This is a genomic window from Gelidibacter mesophilus DSM 14095 (assembly GCF_000423005.1).
In the GTDB taxonomy this organism is placed as follows: Bacteria; Bacteroidota; Bacteroidia; order Flavobacteriales; family Flavobacteriaceae; genus Gelidibacter; species Gelidibacter mesophilus.
Genome location: NZ_AUHD01000001.1, coordinates 577,123 through 598,357, shown reverse-complemented (window position 1 = coordinate 598,357; position 21,235 = coordinate 577,123). Strand labels below are relative to the sequence as shown.

18 protein-coding genes are annotated in these 21,235 nt (G+C 35.1%); 9 read left to right on the top strand and 9 right to left on the bottom strand.

Translation table 11 applies throughout. From position 1 onward, the window contains the following. Window positions 1-29: 29 nt before the first annotated feature. Window positions 30-2,882: a carbamoyl-phosphate synthase large subunit gene (gene carB, locus G525_RS0102805; protein WP_027124800.1), complete on the bottom strand. Its 2,853-nt coding sequence runs from the start codon at window positions 2,880-2,882 to the stop codon at window positions 30-32. Window positions 2,883-3,047: 165 nt separating this feature from the next. Further along, entirely contained in the window at window positions 3,048-3,209 is a 162-nt protein-coding gene (rpmH, locus tag G525_RS0102800) for a 50S ribosomal protein L34 (protein WP_027124799.1), read from the bottom strand. 266 nt (window positions 3,210-3,475) lie between these two features. On the opposite strand from rpmH, the gene G525_RS0102795 reads away from it, so the two are divergent. The 4 genes from G525_RS0102795 (at window position 3,476) to G525_RS0102780 (ending at window position 7,540) form a co-directional block, all read left to right on the top strand. Then, window positions 3,476-4,351, top strand: coding sequence for a DUF6263 family protein (locus tag G525_RS0102795; protein WP_027124798.1), 876 nt, complete (start codon window positions 3,476-3,478; stop codon window positions 4,349-4,351). A gap of 2 nt (window positions 4,352-4,353) precedes the next feature. Continuing rightward, complete coding sequence (locus G525_RS0102790) at window positions 4,354-4,917, top strand: tetratricopeptide repeat protein (protein WP_027124797.1); 564 nt, start codon at window positions 4,354-4,356, stop codon at window positions 4,915-4,917. A 446-nt stretch (window positions 4,918-5,363) separates the two neighbouring features. Continuing rightward, window positions 5,364-6,428 (top strand): sugar-transfer associated ATP-grasp domain-containing protein, encoded by a 1,065-nt coding sequence (locus G525_RS0102785; RefSeq protein ID WP_157491861.1) that lies wholly within the window; start codon window positions 5,364-5,366, stop codon window positions 6,426-6,428. 413 nt (window positions 6,429-6,841) lie between these two features. Beyond that, window positions 6,842-7,540 (top strand): hypothetical protein, encoded by a 699-nt coding sequence (locus G525_RS0102780; RefSeq protein WP_027124795.1) that lies wholly within the window; start codon window positions 6,842-6,844, stop codon window positions 7,538-7,540. 9 nt (window positions 7,541-7,549) lie between these two features. On the opposite strand, the gene cls is transcribed toward G525_RS0102780, so the two are convergent. From cls to G525_RS0102765, 3 genes are read right to left on the bottom strand one after another with little or no spacing between them, the layout of a single operon-like run. Then, window positions 7,550-9,007: a cardiolipin synthase gene (gene cls / locus G525_RS0102775; RefSeq protein WP_027124794.1), complete on the bottom strand. Its 1,458-nt coding sequence runs from the start codon at window positions 9,005-9,007 to the stop codon at window positions 7,550-7,552. After that, a complete protein-coding gene (locus G525_RS0102770; RefSeq protein WP_027124793.1) occupies window positions 9,007-9,936 on the bottom strand; it encodes a lytic transglycosylase domain-containing protein in 930 nt (309 codons plus the stop codon). The genes cls and G525_RS0102770 overlap by 1 nt, the downstream gene beginning before the upstream one ends. Before the next feature lie 42 nt (window positions 9,937-9,978). Beyond that, entirely contained in the window at window positions 9,979-10,647 is a 669-nt protein-coding gene (locus tag G525_RS0102765) for an alpha/beta fold hydrolase (protein ID WP_027124792.1), read from the bottom strand. Between the two features lie 208 nt (window positions 10,648-10,855). Between G525_RS0102765 and G525_RS0102760 the strand changes: the two genes are divergently transcribed. Continuing rightward, window positions 10,856-11,152: an N-acetyltransferase gene (locus G525_RS0102760; protein ID WP_027124791.1), complete on the top strand. Its 297-nt coding sequence runs from the start codon at window positions 10,856-10,858 to the stop codon at window positions 11,150-11,152. Window positions 11,153-11,189: 37 nt separating this feature from the next. Here G525_RS0102760 and G525_RS0102755 read toward each other — a convergent pair whose 3' ends face one another. The 4 genes from G525_RS0102755 to G525_RS0102735 form a co-directional block, all read right to left on the bottom strand. Beyond that, window positions 11,190-11,699, bottom strand: coding sequence for a hypothetical protein (locus G525_RS0102755; protein WP_027124790.1), 510 nt, complete (start codon window positions 11,697-11,699; stop codon window positions 11,190-11,192). Window positions 11,700-12,026: 327 nt separating this feature from the next. Beyond that, window positions 12,027-13,352, bottom strand: coding sequence for a tRNA (N(6)-L-threonylcarbamoyladenosine(37)-C(2))-methylthiotransferase MtaB (gene mtaB / locus G525_RS0102745; RefSeq protein WP_027124789.1), 1,326 nt, complete (start codon window positions 13,350-13,352; stop codon window positions 12,027-12,029). A 559-nt stretch (window positions 13,353-13,911) separates the two neighbouring features. Next, on the bottom strand, window positions 13,912-15,087 hold the full coding sequence (locus tag G525_RS0102740) for a GlmU family protein (RefSeq protein ID WP_027124788.1): 1,176 nt from the start codon (window positions 15,085-15,087) through the stop codon (window positions 13,912-13,914). A gap of 219 nt (window positions 15,088-15,306) precedes the next feature. Next, entirely contained in the window at window positions 15,307-15,558 is a 252-nt protein-coding gene (locus G525_RS0102735; protein WP_027124787.1) for a type B 50S ribosomal protein L31, read from the bottom strand. 238 nt (window positions 15,559-15,796) lie between these two features. Between G525_RS0102735 and G525_RS0102730 the strand changes: the two genes are divergently transcribed. Genes G525_RS0102730 through G525_RS0102715 form a run of 4 tightly spaced genes read left to right on the top strand, consistent with a single transcriptional unit; the run spans window position 15,797 to window position 20,942 of the window. Beyond that, window positions 15,797-16,312: a DUF4199 domain-containing protein gene (locus G525_RS0102730; protein ID WP_027124786.1), complete on the top strand. Its 516-nt coding sequence runs from the start codon at window positions 15,797-15,799 to the stop codon at window positions 16,310-16,312. A gap of 56 nt (window positions 16,313-16,368) precedes the next feature. Further along, window positions 16,369-17,328: a glycosyltransferase family 2 protein gene (locus tag G525_RS0102725; RefSeq protein WP_027124785.1), complete on the top strand. Its 960-nt coding sequence runs from the start codon at window positions 16,369-16,371 to the stop codon at window positions 17,326-17,328. Between the two features lie 59 nt (window positions 17,329-17,387). Then, the gene (locus tag G525_RS0102720; RefSeq protein ID WP_211222899.1) at window positions 17,388-19,115 is read left to right on the top strand and encodes a phospho-sugar mutase; all 1,728 of its coding nucleotides are present in this window, start codon (window positions 17,388-17,390) and stop codon (window positions 19,113-19,115) included. Further along, window positions 19,116-20,942: an ABC transporter ATP-binding protein gene (locus tag G525_RS0102715; RefSeq protein WP_027124783.1), complete on the top strand. Its 1,827-nt coding sequence runs from the start codon at window positions 19,116-19,118 to the stop codon at window positions 20,940-20,942. Window positions 20,943-21,235 lie beyond the last annotated feature (293 nt).

Below are 21,235 nucleotides of genomic sequence, written 5' to 3'. Positions count from 1 at the left end.
TGGCTCTTACCATAAATGTTATGAAGTTCTTACTTACTCAAATACATTTTACGTCTCGAATATAAATTATAAAATTCGTCATCTTTTAAACTATCAATAAACAGGATGCTTTCTCCTGTACTCTTCATTTCTGGGCCCAATTGTTTGTTCACATTAGGGAACTTATTGAATGAAAACACCGGTTGTTTGATGGCAAATCCTTCCAACTTTGGATTGAAGTCAAAATCTGTAACCTTTTTAGCTCCCAACATCACTTTTGTTGCATAATTAACATACGGTTCTCCATAGGCTTTTGCAATAAACGGAACCGTTCGGGATGCTCTTGGATTGGCTTCAATAATATAAACGATATCATCCTTAATTGCAAATTGAACGTTGATCAATCCTACTGTATTTAATGCCAAAGCAATATTTTTAGTGTGATCTTTTATTTGTTGCAGCACAAATTCACCCAAATTGAAAGGTGGCAAAGTGGCATTACTATCTCCAGAATGGACACCACAAGGCTCAATATGCTCCATGATACCAATGATATATACATTTTCACCATCACATATAGCATCAGCTTCAGCTTCAATAGCTCCGGCTAGATAACGGTCTAAAAGCAATTGGTTATCTGGCATTCTTCGCAGTAAATTGACGACATGCTCCTCTAACTCCTTCTTATTGATCACTATTTTCATGCCTTGACCTCCTAAAACATAAGAAGGACGCACCAAAATAGGAAAATCAAGAACATCTGCAATTGCCAAAGCTTCATCTGCGGTAGTCGCAACATCAAATTCTGGATAAGGAATATTGTTTTCTTTTAATAATTTTGAAAAACTACCTCTATCTTCAGCTAAGTCCAAAGACTTATAAGTTGTTCCGATGATTTTGATCCCGTAACGATCCAATTTTTCAGCAAGTTTTAACGCCGTTTGTCCACCTAGTTGCACAATTACCCCCTCTGGTTGTTCATGACGAATAATGTCATAAATATGCTCCCAAAACACAGGTTCAAAATACAATTTATCAGAAATATCGAAATCTGTAGAAACCGTTTCAGGATTACAATTGATCATGATGGTTTCATAGCCACATTCAGAAGCTGCCATAACACCGTGGACACAACAATAATCAAACTCAATACCTTGGCCAATTCGGTTAGGACCTGAACCTAAAACAATTATCTTTTTTCTGTCAGACACCACACTCTCATTGCCCGATATTATGGTACCATCAGCGGTTTCTGCTCTGTTTTCAAAAGTAGAATAATAATAAGGTGTCTGTGCTTCAAACTCAGCAGCACAGGTATCAACCAATTTATAGATCCGTTTGATATTAAGCTCATCACGTTTTGTGTAAACTTGACTTTCCAAACATTTCAACATGTGAGCAATCTGTCTATCGCCATAGCCTTTCTGCTTCGCCTCCAACAATAAATCATGTTCAATAGTATCAATGGTGAAGGTTGAAATTTCTTTTTGAAGATGATATAATTCCTCATATTGTTTCAAAAACCACATATCTATCTTCGTAATATTATGGATCCGGCTCAACGGAATTCCCATTTGAATAGCATCATAAATTACGAATACGCGATCCCAACTCGCGTGAGTTAGCTTTTCAATAACCTGGTCATAACTCTTATATCCTTTGCCATCAGCACCAAGTCCGTTACGCTTAATTTCCAAGGATTGCGTCGCTTTATGCAGTGCTTCCTGGAAAGAGCGACCAATAGCCATAACCTCTCCCACAGCTTTCATTTGAAGCCCGAGAGTTCTGTCTGCACCTTCGAATTTATCAAAATTCCAACGCGGAATCTTCACGACCACATAATCCAAAGTTGGTTCGAATAACGCAGAAGTAGATTTCGTAATTTGATTGTATAGTTCATCCAAATGATATCCAATAGCTAATTTTGCAGCAACTTTTGCAATGGGATATCCTGTAGCTTTACTCGCCAATGCCGAAGAACGAGAAACACGCGGATTAATTTCAATGGCAATTATCTCTTCATTTTCATCTGGACTCACTGCAAACTGCACATTGCATCCACCAGCAAAATCGCCAATGCTGCGCATCATGTGGATGGCCATATCTCGCATACGTTGGTACGTAGTGTCTGATAAGGTCATTGCTGGGGCTACAGTAATGGAGTCCCCTGTATGGATGCCCATTGGGTCCATATTCTCAATAGTACAGATAATTACCACATTATCATTTCTATCGCGCAATAACTCTAATTCATATTCTTTCCATCCAATCAACGCTTTGTCAATCATAACTTCATGGATAGGTGAAACTTCCAAACCACGAGTCAACAATTCATCAAACTGATCTTCAGTATGCACAAAGGATGCCCCTTCTCCACCAAGCGTGAAAGAAGCTCTAATAACTAAAGGAAAACCAAATTCTTGAGCAATTTCCTTGCCTTCCAAATAAGATTTTGCGGTAGCCTGAGGGGCCATTGGCACACCTATTTGCGCCATTAATTCCTTAAACTCTTCCCGATCTTCAGTAATATTTATCGCTTTGATATCTACACCAATCAGTTTAACATCAAAATCTTTCCAGATTCCTTTTTCATCTGCTTGAATACATAGATTAAGAGCTGTTTGCCCCCCCATGGTAGGCAAAACGGCATCAATTTGTGGATGTTCCTTTAAGATCTTAATGATTGATTTTGTAGTAAGCGGCAATAAATAGACATGATCTGCCATAGTAGGATCAGTCATGATAGTTGCCGGGTTTGAATTGATCAGGATGGTTTCTATACCGTCTTCTCGAAGTGAGCGTAATGCTTGGGTTCCAGCATAATCAAACTCGCAAGCTTGTCCGATAACGATTGGTCCCGATCCGATAATAAGTACAGATTTTATGTCTTTGTTTCTAGGCATTGTGTTGAGGTATTTTTCAGTGTTCTAAAAGTTAAAAATATGTGTGGATATTTAAGATATTTGCGAAGGATTTTAATTTTACCCGCACAAAAATAAGTATGAATTAGGTACAAAAAAAGGCGTTACACCTAAGTAACACCTCTAATTATTAATAATTGTTAATCATTATCTTTTATGTCTTGTTTCTGAAGAAACAGATATCTTTTTTCTTCCTTTAGCTCTTCTACGAGCAAGGACCTTTCTACCATTAGCAGAAGCCATTCTTTCTCTAAAGCCGTGTTTGTTTACTCTCTTTCTCTTTGATGGTTGAAACGTTCTTTTGCTCATTTTTTTATATCTTTAAAATAATCTTGTATAGTCTAAAATATTGTCCGGATCTTCTCTCCAAAACTGCGGGCAAATATACAAAGACTTTTTACTTTGACAAATCTAATATTGAAATATTTTTGTGAAATTTTCTTCACATAATTCTGCTCCCTTAAAAGTCAGCTCAAATATAGGTCTAACAGCATTAATTACACCAAATATATGAATGTCAACTTAAAAAAAATTAGTTTCTTTGTGCTCTGATATAAGACTCTCTAATTCGATACATGAAGACCATTACACTTTTGTTTTTTATTCTTTCTTCCTTGGCCGTAAACGCTCAAAAAGCACTTCAATATGACCTTAAGGTAAATGACTCTTTTAATGTTGAACAGCAGGCAAAACAGCATATTATTCAAGACATCAATGGTGTTGATCAAGTGATCAATAATAATCTCAAAAGCGCTATGCAGTTTAAGGTGATTAAAGTGGACCAAAATCTTATTACTTTAGAAATGATTTTCAAACAGATGAAAATGACCATGAGTTCACCATCACTTGGCGAATTGCTGAATGCAGATACGGCCAATGAAGATGATAGCGATCTCACTTCCAAAATGTTTAGAGGCACTCTAAACATTCCGGTAATCATGATCATGGAAAAAACTGGAAAGATCCGATCCATTTCTGGAGGTGAGAATTTGATTGCCTCCATGTTCAAAGCAGCTGATATAACGGATAAAGAATCCATTGAGGCCAATAAGGCACAGTTTGAAAAACAATTTGGAAGTGCAGCACTTTCTAACAGTTTTGAGCAGATGACCTATTTTTTACCTGCTCAATCCGTAAAAGTGAATGACACTTGGGAGAATATTTATCAGGGAGACTTAGAATCCAAAAACACATGGACTTTAACGGCTTATGATGCCGATAGTTTTAGTGTTTCTGGAAATGCCAATACCACGATGTCAAACATTGATGAAAACGTTACAATGGTGCTCGTAGGCACCCAAAAAACATCTGTTATTGCCAATTCAAAAACAGGATTGTTTAAAAATATTACGGTTGAGGGTGTTTATAGTGGAGACACACAAGTGAACGCCGCAGATATGACCATTCCAACTAAAATAACATCTACAATTACTTATAAAATATTAAATTAATCATGTATAATAAAAATATTAAACTCGTTATTACCGCGTTGATCATTGCTTTTTCCATCTATCAATTTACAGAAGGGTATATTGGGAATGGCATTATGTTGATTTTACTTTCTACAATTTTTGTGTTTCTATATTTTAAAAATGAATTTATCCTCTTAGCTTTTTTAAGATTGCGAAAACAAGATTTTGTTGGCGCCAAAAAATGGTTGGATAAAATTAAAAACCCCTCTAGTGCTTTGGTCAAAAAACAAGAAGGTTATTATAATTACCTTCATGGTATTATGGTATCTCAAACCAACATGAATGAAGCTGAAAAATATTTCAAAAAAGCCCTAACCTTTGGCTTGGCTATGGACCACGACATGGCCATGGCAAAATTAAACCTAGCAGGAATTGCATTTAGTAAAAGAAGACCGCAAGAGGCTAAAATGTTGTTGAGTGAAGCTCAAAAATTAGATAAGCGTAACATGTTGGCTGATCAGATTAAAATGATGAAGGACAGCATGAAAAAAGCACAAATGCCTAATCAACATTACGGAGGAAATAGACAGGGAAGAAGACGTTAAATTTCAAAGTCTCATACAATATTTTATTAAGCTATTCAAAAAGGAGAGAGAACGCAACTCTCGAATAGTAGTGATAATAAGTTACAAATCTTTTTATCTAACAACTTACCATATCATAAGAACACTCACTACAAGGCCATATTAAAAAGAAGCTCTCATCACCAATATCGTTACCATTATTATATCAAAAATCTAACAATCTCTGCAAATCAATATTTAATAATTTTGATTTCCTGATGCAACATTCGTTATTAAGTAAATATTGAATTTTCAATAGCCACCATCTTCGTTAGACAACAAATTTGAATGAGCTAATCATACCTTCATGAAAAAAAGTTATATTTACAATAGTAGATTATCTCATTTGAGTTCAAAAAGTGTTAGTAATTACTAAAAAGATTATTATTGAAAGTATCGAAAATTTTATTAAATATTCCGTGCAAAAAATGAAAAACAAAATAAAGAAAATTGTAGAATTCTTGAGATTTAGATATTATTACTATGATAGGACTCAAGCATTTGAAGCTAGGAATAAAAATGTAAATAAAGTCTTATTTATTAATAGACTTGATGGCGATATTATTAAAAAGTATAAAGAAAAATGGTCAGTTTTAGGATTGAAAGTTGAACATAAAACATTTATCCTTTGTTATAATCTATCTGGCAAAATAGATTATAATATTGTACCTGAAAACATTTTCGCTGCTTTGATTGAATCGAAGTTAAACATTTATAAAGAATTAATGTTTTTTGATATCAAAAATATTTATGAAAAATGGTTTGATAATAAAAATTTTTTTCCAAAATCCTATTTTCATAAAATAGACAATATCTATTATGATTCGAATATGCAGATAATAGAAGATATTGACGCTTTTTTAAAAAATTTAAAGATTTCTTTCCCCATTATTGTAAAGCCTAGCAAAGATACTAAAGGAGGTGCGGGAGTGGAAATGATAAAGAATTTTTCAGGGCTCTTACATGGAATGAAAAAAAACAAACATCTCGTTTTTCAAGAATTAATTTTGCAAAATGATTATTTAAATTCTATAAATTCTGGAATTAATTCTATAAGAACCTGTTTATACAGAACTAAAGCAGGCGTGTTTGAGGTTTTAAATAACTCCATACGTTTTGGGATAGATGGCGGACTAGACAATCTTACTGGCAATGGCATCGTATGCAATATTAAGGAAGATGGATCTCTTAATGAATATGCTGTGAACAAATATGCTGTAAAGTACTTGGAACATCCCAATAGTAGAGTCAGATTCAAAGATGTTGTTATCCCTCATTTTGAGGAACTTAATAAAAATGCAATTAGTATAGCAAATCATATTCCGCTATGCAGATTGGTCAGCCTAGATATGTGCTTGGACAAAAACAATAATTGGAGATGTATTGAAATAAATACGCAAGGACAAACAATACTTTTCGCCCAATATGCAGGCCAAGGTTTCTTTGGGAAATTTACTGATGAAATTATTGATTTGGTCAAACACAAAAATTGAAATCAATCGCATAACTATAATAAATTTTGAAAGTTAAGAGTAAGAGACAAGAAATCAGAATCAATAAAAAATATTAGCTAGAAAAATTCATATAATATTTATTGTCTCATTTCTCCGCAAAAAAGGCATATTTGTAGTGAAGCTCATTATCAAAAAACAATTCTAAAAAACTGTTTTTAGCAATTTACAACTCTGAAATTGTTTTTTTTTAAATCTTGAAGCATTTAATAAAGAGCATCCTGATAATTTTAAAATACTCTAGAATTATTTTAGTAATTCATAAAATTCGTGGCACTTCTATATGAAGTGCTTTTTTATGGAGATGAACATGGTTTTTTAAGCGCTTATCGAGAAGATTTGAGAATGTTTTAAATAAAGCCTAAGTTGCTCATCCTTAACAAAAACCTCGGCCAATGGTCCTTAGAAAACTACTTATACTTTTACTTATTACTTACATTCCTCTGCTCTTTGCTCAAGAGGAAAAAGTGTATTTTGATGATGCGCTTGCCCAGCATTTAAAAAAATTTAATGTGAAGTCTGATTTCGCCATTAAAAATGATACGCCAAATGAAGTAGATATCCTGTTTGATTCCCTCTTAATAAAACATTTAAAAAACACCTATATTTCTGATTTAAAACTCAGTAAAGTATCGGGAGGCAACCTTCAAACAGCTAAAATAGAACGACCGTTTTTGCTAATTACCAAAAATTCTGCGATCATTCAGACCAAAGAAGAAATAAAAACCATCAACGCTCTTGCCGATATATACAGAGGCAAGGTAGACATCATTGTCTTATATTGGAACACGAAGAGTATTGCAAAAAAGAAATCCAAGAATTACAATAAAAATGTCATTGTAACGTATGCTGATGAACGCCATAATATCTCCAACAATGCGCTTGCAGTCTATAAACATTCCTTTGGTGTACCGGCATGCTTTTATATCAATGAAAACAAACAGATTTCTAGTATTGACAGAAAATTCTTTTTAAAAAACATAGAAACCTCAACCAAAACGATGTTTGTGGATAAGGCCAACCAAGAAATTTACCAAATGTTATCCTCCGAAAATAGCAACAGTCAAATTAGTCTTTCAACACATAACCGTTAAAAAAACAACCTATAATAGTGGTGCCCAAAGACGGCAGTAGGATTCTTTCAACTTTTCAAGTTGTGGACGGTTCAACCATCTTTCTTTATCTATAGCTTCGCTTTCTTGGAGATCCTCAAAGAAGTGCGATTTTAACTCCAAAGTTTTATTCTCATTATAGATAATCGCATTGATCTCAAAGTTGATATTGAAACTTCGGTAATCCATGTTTGTGGTACCAACGGTTGCAAACACATCGTCCACAACCATTGTTTTGGCATGGATAAAACCTTTGCAGTATCTGTATATCTTAATATCGGCCTCGAGAAGACACTCAATGTAGGAGTTTGTGGCGTGTTTTGCCGTCCATGAATCTGAATCCTTCGGTATAATAAGCCGAACGTCTACGCCGCTTTTAGAAGCCACCTGGAGTGCTGTAATAATTTGATCGTTAGGAATAAAATAAGGCGTTGTTAAATACACATACTTTTCGGCCGTAACTATGGCTGTAAAAATAACTTCCATGATATTGGCCCAATCCGTATCAGGGCCACTGGCAGCAATTTGAACAGCAACACATTCTTTGCAATCTCCTTTTGGGAAAAAGCTCTCTTCCATTTCAATCTTTTTATTGGAAACAAATTCCCAATTCATCAAAAAGTGAATTTGCAGAGATTTCACAGATTCCCCAACTATCTTTAGATGTGTATCCCTCCAGTACTTTTCAGAATTATCATAATTCACATAAGTATCTGAAACATTGATGCCGCCAATATAGCCTATCTGTCCATCAATAATTACTATTTTTCGGTGGTTTCTATAATTCATTTTTCCTGTAAAACCAGGAAAGAGAACGGGCATAAAAGAAAACCATTGTACACCGCTTTTAATCATCCTCCTTTTGTTTTTTCTAGAAACACTACTTCCCACATCGTCTATACTCAACCTGACAGTAACACCTGCTTCTGCTTTTTCACACAAAACATCTATAATTTGTGTTCCAATCTTATCATCACGAAGGATGTAATATTCCATGTGTATATGCTCTTTGGCTTTTCTTAAGTCGGCCAAAAGTAATTTGAACTTGTTCTCTCCGTTTTTAATGATTGTAATATCATTATTAATGGTTAAAGGGGAATTTTCACTACTATGAAGAAGTTTGACGAGTCTTATTTTATCATCTAAAAGATCATCTTTAAGATCCTTCATTTCCTGTCTATTAGGTTCAAGGCGCCTGCTGACATCAGTAATCACTTTTTGATTGAGAATGTGCTTTCTATTGAAGATTTTATTTTTTCGATATTCCTGTCCAAAAAGGTAATAGACAATCAACCCAAAAAACGGAAAAAAAACCAAAACGATAATATAAGATACCGTTTTGGTTGGATTTATGTTCTTAGTGACTATTGTAAATGCAACCAAGATGACTAATAAATAGTTGATTGCTATTAGGATAACCCAAATATTACTCGAGAGAAATGCCAACATTAGGATTTAGAATAATAGCCCTTTTCAGGAATCTCGATAGTATATTTTTTTCTAGATTTATTATTCAAATGAGGCTCTCTTAACCATGGATTATGGATTTTAAGAATTTTATAGTTAATGCCATATTCTTTTGCAAAGACTGTAAAATCTGCAATTTCAGTATCTATTGTAACATTAAACGTTGGAATATTGGAGTAGAGATCATCTTCTTCAAAGTTGAAGCCATAGGTTTTTGGATTCTTTAAAATTTCCTTTAAAGCCACAATCCTAAACATATAACGTCCTGTTTCTTCCCCTAATAATAAATCATAATAATCAGTTACCCCTTGTTCTTTTAATCGTCGTGAAACCCCTGCATTGCCTGCATTATAAGCCGCAGCAGCCAAGGTCCAAGACCCAAGACTGTTTTTTGATTGCAATAAATATTTACAAGCAACTTCAGTAGATTTTTCCAAATGATAGCGTTCATCCACGTTATCATTGACTTCAAGTCCATTTTCCTTTCCTGTGGCTGGCATAATTTGCCAAACACCCCTTGCTCCTGCTGGAGAAACAGCATTGGTCAATCCGCTTTCTATAACTGCCAAATATTTAAAATCATCTGGAATACCATGTTTTTTTAGAATAGGCTCGATAATTGGGAAATACTTTTGGGCGCGTTTAAACATCAAAAGTCCATTTGATTGCCAATAGGTATTTACCAAGAGTTCTTTGTCCATTCGCTCGTAAACATCAGGAATAGATAATGGCACTGGTTCTCCTGCAAAATTAAGACCATCGGGCAACTTTAATGCATAAACATTATAATCATTGATCATTTTTTGGACTGGTACCACCTCTTTATCGTCCGGCTTCTGTACAGCGAATATGAACAACCCAGAAATACAGACGAGACCAACAATAGCAAGTAAATTCTTAATAATTTTCATTTTCTTAATTTTTTATAAATGTAAAAAATAATTCAACAGGAATCAATTGGAGCCTGTTATTAATTGTGGAAGGTTTTTATTAAACCATTGATACTTCGTAACGATCATGATATGCGTGCCATCCTTCACAATAATGCAGTTTCCTTCGCAGGAATGCGTGAAAATGGCATCTCTATCTCCATGGATATAAATAGCTGCTGCGTTGGGCTCTTCCTGATCCCAAAGCAGCATTTCTCTTAAAGCCCAATCTAAATAGCGTTTATCATTAACGGCAAGATAGGTTTTGTACAAATCAATCCGTTTTGAAATGGTATCATTAAAGGCATATTTTTTTAGAACGTCCAAATTAGACAACAATTGTGTGGGTGCGAACTTGTAAGCTTTTATAAATTTGGCAACCTTCATTCGTTTTGGAAGTTCATGGCGAGACTTGACACTGCTCACTACTATCAGTTTCCTTATTTTCATAAACTTACTCATTTCCTGAACTAAAATTCCACCAAACGACACACCTAGAAGCACTGGATTTTCATGATCAATCTTTAGGATCATTCGTTTCGCATAGTCTTCCAAACTTTCATTTTCTTCTGGAATCATCCACTCCAACCAGTAAATTTTGAATTGATCTGCAGGTAATTTAATGCGATCAAATATGGTCGGTTTGGCAGCCATTCCAGGCATGAGATAAACAGGGATAATTTCTTTCTCCATTTGCTGATTTTAATTTGCCCAATCCATTACAAAAGCCAAGTTGAGCAGATTAAACGACTAAAGCCTCCGTAAAGGTTTATTTCCTAAGTATTTAACAATTACGAAGGCCAATGTTACGTTAATTTTTCGTAAATTTGTGACGCAAAGCTATATAAAAATGTAGCGATCACCCCTCCCAACCCCTTGAAATAATATAAAACATACGATTATGATTGATGCAGCAGAATTAGTTGACAATGACTTCTTACGTCAATTTGAACTTAAAGTTGAGGACGATTTAGCGAAGATAGAATATTCTCTTCAAGACCGTAAAATTTTTCTAACTAAATTATTTATTCCTGAGTGCGTTACTTCTGAAGATTTTGAAACCGATTTTTTAACCTTGGTTTTTGAAAACATTTCTGAACGTAATATTAGTGTTGTTCCAACCAGCCCTGAAATAGCTAGATTTTTAAGAAAAAACAGAAAATACAAAAAAATGCTTCCAGTAGGTATTAGAATCTAAAAAAATAAAAATCCGAAGCCTTGTTTCGGATTTTTTTTTACTTGATTTTCTCGTAAACAAGAGTCAGATCTTTTAGATCAATAATTTCAGTCAATCCTTCGTTGTAGATTTTTACGGCACTTTCGTAAACAACGGTCAATTTCTCATTCTCCAAAATACCCATGACATTGTTAAATTCTACTTTGTCGTCATCAACAGCCATATAATCGGCAGTAAACCCTATTGAACCATCAGCACACATCTCTTTAACGATATAATCATCAGAAGTACCATCTTTTAAGCTGATGGTGATTTCAGGATTAAACGTGTCAGCTGATGTGATGGTGCCATTGCTATCAAAGCTCAAGACTTCATTGACATGACATGTTGTTTGATCCAAAAGATTGGTACTATATACCGAATGATTCTTCAAATCCATCGGAATACCCACGGTCCATGTTGTCAATTTCCAAGACCCAATGACAGGGCTGGCTACCTCTTTGTCAGAGCAGCCAGAACACAACAAAAAACAAAAGGAAAGGAAAAGTAGGTGTACTGAAATTTTCATTTACAAATTAATAGCTTTGGGATCAGGGCTAAAATTATAGATAAGAAACCGTCTAATAAAAAATATAGGATAAATGGTAAAAAAGACAGACAAGGAGCGCGTTGTGGATTCAATGAGCCAAGTTTTAACCATAATTCCCACAACACTTCCACATCGCAATTTTTTGAATAATAAATTTTTTGCGAAGACAAGAACACCGTTTTAAGTATTAAAAACACGGGAGAAAAAGAATAAAACAATCCTAACGAAGTCCATAAAAATCCATATCAAGCAAACACATTGAGCTGAAAATAAACAGAGGTCAAAAGTCGATTTGAAAAAATGTATTTATTGAGAGCAGACGGAGACAAATTCAAATCTTACAATGCCATCGTTAGCAATTTTCGTAAGTTCTATATCATGTATCGTATTTACCAACTCCGGATTCCAAGGGGTTTTTACTTTGACATAGTTCTCAGTAAATCCATGGATATAACCTTCTTTATTTTCGCTTTCAAACAAGACACTTCGTATTGTTCCTATTTGGCTTTCATAAAACGCACGACGCTTTTTAACAGACAGCCCTCGTAACATCTTACTGCGTTTTGCTCTCACATTTTTTGCAACTACATTGTCCATTTCTGCAGCTTCTGTATTATCGCGTTCAGAATAGGTAAAGACATGTAAATACGAAATATCTAGTGTATTTAAGAAATTATAGGTCTCTAAAAAATGGGCATCAGTTTCGCCAGGAAAACCAACAATAACATCAACGCCAATACAAGCGTGTGGCATGACCTCCTTAATTTTGGCCACACGATCAACATAAAGTTCCCTCATGTAGCGCCGTTTCATGCTTTTGAGAATAGCATTACTCCCGCTCTGTAATGGAATATGAAAATGAGGAACAAAAGCCCTCGATTTCGACACCAAATCAATGGTTTCATTTTTTAATAAGTTAGGCTCAATGGACGAAATACGCAAACGCTCAATACCCTCCACATTATCCAATTCTTTAACAAGATCTAAAAAAGTATGTTCGTGTTTTTTATTTCCGAATTCCCCTTTACCATAGTCGCCAATATTGACGCCGGTCAAAACAATTTCCTTGATATCCTGATTGGCAATTTCTTTAGCATTCGCAATCACGCTTTCCATAGTATCACTGCGCGAAATACCACGTGCCAAGGGAATCGTACAATAGGTGCATTTATAATCGCAACCGTCCTGTACTTTTAAAAATGCGCGTGTTCTATCGCCAATAGAATAGCTTCCTACATAAAAATCAGCATGTTCAATCTCACAGGAATGCACTTCTCCCATGTCATTTTTAGAAAGGTCATTCAAATAATCGATAATCTTAAACTTCTCTGTAGCACCAAGTACTAAATCGACACCATTAACATCTGCCAATTCCTGAGGTTTTAATTGTGCATAACAACCTATTGCGGCCACAAAGGCATCTGGGTTGATCTTTTGGGCTTGCTTGACGATAGATTTAAAGCGTTTATCGGCATTTTCAGTCACAGAACAGGTGTTAATCACATAGATATCCGCTTCTTCATTAAACTCTACACGATCAAAACCTTCATTCACGAAAGTCCTGGCGATGGTAGAAGTTTCTGAAAAATTCAGTTTGCACCCTAAAGTATAAAACGCTACTTTTTTTCTCATAACCTGTCTTTATTCTTTAAAAACAGAAGTGTCTTATATAAAACAACTTCATTTTTGAAAAGTAAACTTTATGGTTTACCTTACTATTTGATTTGGAAGCACAAAGTTACGCAATTGTTTGAAAAAAATCGCAAATCTCACTTAGACGAATGGGCTAATTAAAAAAGCACATATTGAAGCCATGAATTGGCTAAAATAAAAGCACGACAACTTTGTTAAGATTTCCTAATTCCTCTTAATTTAACCGAAAGTTGGCTATAAGCTTTTCTAAGATTTAAAACCCTTTTGAAGCAAACTGTTCAAGAGAAATTTTAGGCTTAAAGTCATTAGTATAAGATAAAAATCAACTGACTTAGGAGTGTCAAAATAAAAAAAGAAATAAGACTTGTCTTTTCTGTCTCAAAATATCTCAATGAAAACTTCCTTTTTTTTGTATTATAAATCTAAAAAACAAGAATTTATTAATAAAATACAATCAGGTCTTACTTCTAGATTCTAGATTTTAAAAGCGAAGTGAGCCCAATTCTTTATCGAGCCTTAGTGGATTACAATAAACAAATTAATCCCTTCTGAATTTTCTGGTGATCTCGAAGATATGATCCATTATAGATTTGTCAACGTCGCAGAACTCTATTTGACGTCTAGACATTACTTTTTGGGCTACATCAAACGCCCTATTCGTTTGATAGGTTGTAAAGCCAGAAGCACCACCCCAACTAAAGCTAGGTATAAAATTACGAGGATAACCACTTCCAAAGATATTCGCACTAACGCCAATCACAGTGCCTGTATTGAACATGGTATTGATACCGCATTTACTATGATCGCCCATCATTAAGCCACAAAACTGCAAACCTGTTCTTGCAAAACTTTCAGTAGTATAATCCCAAATTTTTACTTCGGCATAATTATTTTTAAGATTTGAAGTATTGGTGTCCGCACCTAAATTGCACCATTCACCAATTACAGAATTACCTAAAAATCCTTCATGACCTTTATTGGCATGTGCGAAAAGAACGGAGTTGTTCACTTCACCACCTACTTTCGAATATGGGCCAACAGTGGTAGGTCCATAAATTTTTGCCCCCATTTTAACAATAGAATGTTCACAGATAGCGAAAGGCCCTCTAATCATAGCGCCCTCCATTATCTCTGTGTTCTTACCTATATAAATTGGTCCTTGTGAAGCATTGAGAGTTACAAATTCCAAAGTAGCTCCCTCTTCCACAAAGATGTTGTGGGCTGCTATGATGCTGTTACTTGATGAAATAGGTTGTGAGTGTCTTCCTTTGGTAATTAATTGAAAGTCTTCTTGAATGGCCTCTCCATTTTTAGAAAAAATATCCCAAGTATGCTCTAATTTGATAACCTCACCTTCAAATTCAATGGCCTCAAACGCCTCAAAATCGATATCTTCTTGGGTATCACTTGCAAAAAAAGCTATAACATCGTCGTCCTTAAAAATAGCTTGGTTTACTGCTAAATTTTTAACCAAACTTACCAGTTCAGCATTTGGTAAATACGACGCATTGATCAGAACATTTTGATCCATTTCTACCATAGGAAATCGCTCTGACAAATAGTCCTCAGTTATGGTAGTTGTAGTAAAGCCTAATCGCATTTCCCATTTTTCTCTTATGGTTAGAATACCTATTCTAATATCAGCGACGGGTCGTGTGTAGGTAAAAGGTAAAAGGTGAGTTCTAAAAGGACCATCAAAAAGAATATAGTTCATGTATTAAGTTAGAAGTTAGTTCAACAAAAAATCAAAAATTACCCACGTCACATTACAAGTTGCAGAGAAAAAAATCCTTAGTTATAAATCAAAAAATGAGCATCCCTAAGTACAACTATTTCGATTGCATAAATTTCAAGGCCCAAAAGTAAGTTAATTATAGAAAACAAAAAAGCCTTCAGAGAATATCTGAAGGCTTTCAATATGATGTACACTAAATTATTTTTGGAATTTAGCGTATTTATTTTTGAATTTATCAATACGACCAGCAGTATCAACTAATTTCGATTTACCGGTGTAAAATGGATGAGATGATCTTGAAATCTCCATCTTTACAAGTGGATACTCAACCCCGTCAACGTCAATAGTTTCATTTGTATCTGCTGTAGATTTTGTCAAGAACACGTCTTCATTGGACATATCTTTAAATGCTACAAGTCTATAATTCTCTGGATGTATACCTTTTTTCATCTCTAAATACTTTAATATCGTTCAATTTTTGGAAGTGCAAATTTAAGTATTTTTTACTTCTATGCAATAGATTTTGCTTTATTTTTTACATTTAGTTATTGAGTGAATATTAGGTTTCAATTTATTTATAAAATATTCTGTGTCTAGCACCAACATTCCACGCTTCACGGAACTTATTTTGTAACGTTTTTCTATATTTGCTTACTAACTAATAAACAAACTAATTAAACCAAATATTATGGAAACACAAAATCTAGCACCTGGCAAATTCTCTATTAATTATGGCGTGATTTTAGGACTTGTAATGGTCGTTATCTCAGTACTGACTTATGTCACCGGATTAGCCCTAAAAGGCGCACAATGGCCAACAGCTATTTATTATCTTATTTTCCCAATTGTCATTTTTTATGCGGTATCACAATATAAAAAGAAAAATGGCAATCTGTTATCCTTAAGTGAAGCGTTAAAGGTGGGCGTATTGATTGCAATTATAAGCGCTATAGTTTTTGTAATTTATTCGTTAATATTCAATTATATTATTGATCCAGATTTCATGAATCAAATGATGGATGTAGCCCGAGACAATATGTTAGAGCAAAACCCTGATATGACTCAAGAAATGGTTGACCAAGGAATGAAGTTTGTCGAAATGCTAACAAATCCTGCCATTTCAAGTGCTTTATGGTTAGCATTGAGTGGTCTTTTTGGTCTCATTTATGGTCTTATTGCAGGTTTGATAATGAAAAAAGAATAAAACGGCTTTGAAGTAATTTTGTTACTTTTGAAGGATTACATCTTGAACACACCAAAATGAACATATCAGTAGTCATACCACTACTCAACGAACAAGAGTCGTTAACTGAATTATATGATTGGATTGCTAAAGTTATGCAGTCCAATCATTTTTCTTATGAAATCATCTTTATTGATGATGGCAGCACTGATGGTTCTTGGAAGATTATTAAAAAATTATCTCAACAAGACAGCAGTGTAAAAGGAATTCGATTTTTGCGAAATTTCGGAAAATCCCAAGCACTTCATGCTGGATTTGAAAAAGCAAATGGCGATGTCGTCATCACCATGGATGCTGATTTACAGGATAGTCCTGAAGAAATACCAGAGCTTTATAGCATGATTACCAAAGAGCATTATGACTTGGTTTCCGGTTGGAAGAAAAAACGTTATGATTCTGTAGTGTCAAAAAACTTGCCCTCCAAATTGTTCAATTGGGCAGCACGTAAAACCTCTGGCGTCAAGTTAAATGATTTTAATTGCGGCCTAAAGGCGTACAATATTAATGTGGTCAAAAACATTGATGTCAATGGCGAAATGCACCGCTACATTCCTGTTTTAGCCAAAAACGCTGGATTTTCAAATATCGGTGAAAAAGTTGTACTGCACCAAGCCCGTAAATACGGAAGCACCAAATTTGGTATGAATCGGTTTATTCATGGGTTTCTCGATTTGCTGACTATTTGGTTCCTTTCTCGTTTTGCAAGACGGCCGATGCATCTTTTTGGAGCTTTGGGTGTCATTATGTTATTTATAGGACTTGCTTTCACACTCTATTTAGGCATTGATAAACTCTTTTTAAATACCACTGGAAGATTAATTACGGATCGTCCTCAATTCTATGTCGCACTTTCTACCATGATCATAGGAACGCAATTTTTTATTGCTGGGTTTTTGGGTGAAATTATTTTGCGAACTAAAGAAGACAAAAAACGCTATCTTATTAATGACGAATTAAATTTCCAATCTGCTAAATAATAACCTATATTCAGTCAACATTTGTTTAGTTTTGTAATGTAACTCTTAAAATAACCACCATGATACACATTGAACCAAAGATTCTAGAACGCATCAATACATGGCTAACCCCAACTTTTGATCAAGAAACCCAGGAAAAAATTAAGGATAGTATCGCTTTTCATCCCAAAGAAATCCAAGAAGCATTTTATAAGGATTTAGAATTTGGTACCGGTGGTATGCGTGGTATTATGGGCGTTGGCACCAATCGTATAAACAAATATACGCTTGGAAGAAACACACAGGGCTTGAGCAATTACTTACACCAACAATTCCCTGATGAAACTCCTAAAGTGGTGATTGCTTATGACTGTCGCCACAACAGTAAGTCCTTGGCAAAAGTTGTCGCCGATGTGTTTTCAGCGAATGACATTCAAGTTTATTTATTTGAAGATTTGCGCACCACGCCAGAATTATCATTTTCAGTAAGACATTTGGATTGTCACTGTGGGATCGTATTAACCGCCTCTCACAACCCTCCAGAATACAATGGTTTTAAAGTGTATTGGCAAGATGGTGGCCAATTGGTACCACCACAAGATGCTGCCATTGTGGATGAAATTAACAGTTTGGATTATTCTGAAATCAATTTTAAAGCTAAGGACAACTACATTGAGATTATTGGGAAGAAAGTAGATGACGCCTTTATCAATGCTTCGGTAAAAAATGCCAACTTTACAACGCAAAAATCAAAAGACGACGTGACTGTTGTCTTTACCTCACTCCATGGTACCTCCATAACCACAGTTCCTGAAACACTTAAACGCGCGGGTTATAACAATGTTCACCTTGTTAAGGAACAGCAAGAACCAAATGGTGATTTCCCAACGGTTAAATCACCAAACCCAGAAGAGCCAGAAGCTTTAAAGATGGCATTGGAATTGGCTGAAAAAACAAATGCAGATATTGTCATAGGTACAGATCCTGATTGTGATCGCTTAGGGGTTGCAGTTAGAAATTTGGAAGGCAACTTAATTCTTCTCAATGGCAACCAGACCATGTTAGTAATGACCGATTTCCTATTAAAACAATGGAAAAAACAAGGGAAGTTGGATGGCAACGAATTTGTGGGCTCGACGATTGTTTCGACACCAATGGTGGAGGTTTTGACAAAATCATACGGTGTTGAATATAAAGAAGGCCTCACCGGTTTTAAATGGATTGCCAAAATGATCAAGGATTTCCCTGAGCTCGACTTTATTGGTGGTGGCGAAGAGAGTTTTGGTTATATGGTAGGTGATTTTGTGCGTGATAAAGATGCCGTGACCTCTACCCTATTGGCTTGCGAAATTGCCGCACAGGCTAAAACTGATGGCAGTTCTTTCTATAAAACATTATTGCAGTTATTTGTATCTCACGGGCTTTATAAAGAACACCTCGTGGCAATCACCAAAAAAGGAATGGAAGGCGCTCAAGAAATCAAGCAAATGATGATTGATGCCCGAGAAAACCCTTTAAAAGCGATCAATGGCTCTAAAGTGACACGAATTGAGGATTACCAAACGTCAAAGGCTAAGAATTTTATTTCCAATAAAGACGAAGCTATCGATATCCCAAAATCAAACGTTATTATTTATTATACTGAAGATGGTAGTAAAATAGCGTTGCGACCAAGTGGTACTGAACCTAAGATAAAATTTTACATCAGCGTTAATGCCGCTTTGTCCTCCGAAGAAGCATATGCTTCAGTGGAAAGCCAATTGCAGAAAAAAATTGACGGTATTTTAAAAGACATGAATCTCAGTTAAATGGAGAATTTAAAAAAGTTTTATCGGTTTATTATTCCGTATAAAAAATATGCCTATCTCAACATTTTTTTCAACATCCTTTATGCACTCTTTAGCACGCTTTCTTTCGTTGCTTTAATTCCTGTATTAAAAGTTATTTTCAGTGAAAAACGAGAAGTTTTCATAGAACCTACCTACGAGGGACTCTTGAACATTAAGGGGTATATGGAAGATTACCTTAACTTTTTTATTGTTGATAAAATTGAAAAGTATGGCGATTTCAAAGTTCTAATGCTCATGGTATCCGTGATCATTAGTATGTTCTTACTGAAAAACGTTTTCAATTATCTCGCCATGTATTATATCACATTTTTGAGAAATGGCGTTTTAAAAGACATCAGAAATGTGCTTTTTGATAAAATAGTCACCTTACCGCTCGCCTTTTATTCCGAAAAATCAAAAGGCGATACAATTTCTCGTGTTAGCGCCGATGTGGATGAAGTGAAAAATTCGTTTTTAGCGGTGTTGGAAATGATTGTCAGAGAACCTTTGACCATCTTATTCTCGTTGGTGGTGATGTTGATGATGAGCGCCAAGTTAACTTTGTTTGTTTTTGTCTTTTTACCGATATCAGGCATCATCATCTCAAAAATTGGTAAATCACTGAAAAAAGGATCTTTAAAAGTTCAAGAAGAACAGGGTGTTTTCTTATCCATTCTTGAAGAAACCATGACCGGATTACGGATAATCAAAGCCTTTGATGTGGAAAAGGTGTTCGCAAAAAAGTTTGAAGATTCCAATGAACGCTATTACCATTATTCCAACACTTTGCTAAACCGTCAAAATTTGGCGTCTCCAATGAGCGAATTTCTCGGAATTATAGTAATTGGGATTCTTTTGGTTTTTGGTGGTTATTTGGTATTTATAGACCAATCCATGGATCCTACGTTCTTTATTGGCTATATCCTTTTGGCCTACAACATTCTCACCCCTGCAAAAGCGATTGCCAAGGCAAGCTATGGCGTTAAAAAGGGCGATGGTGCAGCCAATAGAATTCTAGAATTTTTAGAAACGGAAAACACCATCAAGGAAATTGAGGATCCAGTAATCAAAAATGAATTTGAATCGGACGTCTTGATTGATAATATCTCCTTCAAATATGAGGATCATTTAGTTCTCAAAAACTTCAGCCTAAAGGTGCCTAAAGGAAAAACTGTAGCACTGGTAGGTCAGTCTGGAAGCGGAAAAAGCACTATTGCCAATCTCATCACAAGATTTTATGACGTGAATGAAGGTAGAATCTCCATTGACGGCGTAGATATTAAAAACCTTTCCATAACATCACTAAGACGCATGCTTGGCGTCGTCTCTCAAGACTCGATATTGTTCAATGACACTATAAAAAACAATATTAAAATTGGTAAGCAAGATGCCACCGATGAAGAAGTGATAGATGCCTTAAAAATTGCTAACGCGTGGGAATTTGTTAATGATTTACCTTTCGGCATCAACTCCAATATTGGTGATTCTGGGAATAAATTATCTGGAGGTCAAAAACAACGCTTAAGCATTGCGCGAGCAGTTCTTAAAAATCCACCAATTATGATTTTAGACGAAGCTACTTCGGCCCTTGACACAGAAAGCGAACGTTTGGTCCAGTCAGCCTTGGAAAACATGATGCGCAACAGAACCTCTATTGTTATTGCCCATAGATTGTCAACCATCCAAAATGCTGATGAAATTATCGTGATGCAAAAAGGTGAAATCGTTGAGCAAGGCAAACACAATGAACTTATAGAGAAAAAAGGAGTTTACAAAATGCTTGTAGACATGCAGAGCTTTGAGTAGCCATTAAGAAACCACCGAAACTACACTCTTAAGAAAATATTATATTACTTATTTTGACCCTCTAAACCCTTCTATCTTTTTGATTTAGAACCCGATCCTGCCCAAAATCGAGAATAGCCCAACCAACATATTACAATATGTTCCGCTACCGGGTTGTGGGTTTCACTAATAAAAAAAAGGATGCCACTACCAAAGCGCATCCTTTTCTTCTGGTTGTCAATGCTTGGGAGCATCAACTGATAAAGTTAGTTAGGGACTGTAAACATATTACTTTTCACAATATAAAACAAGAA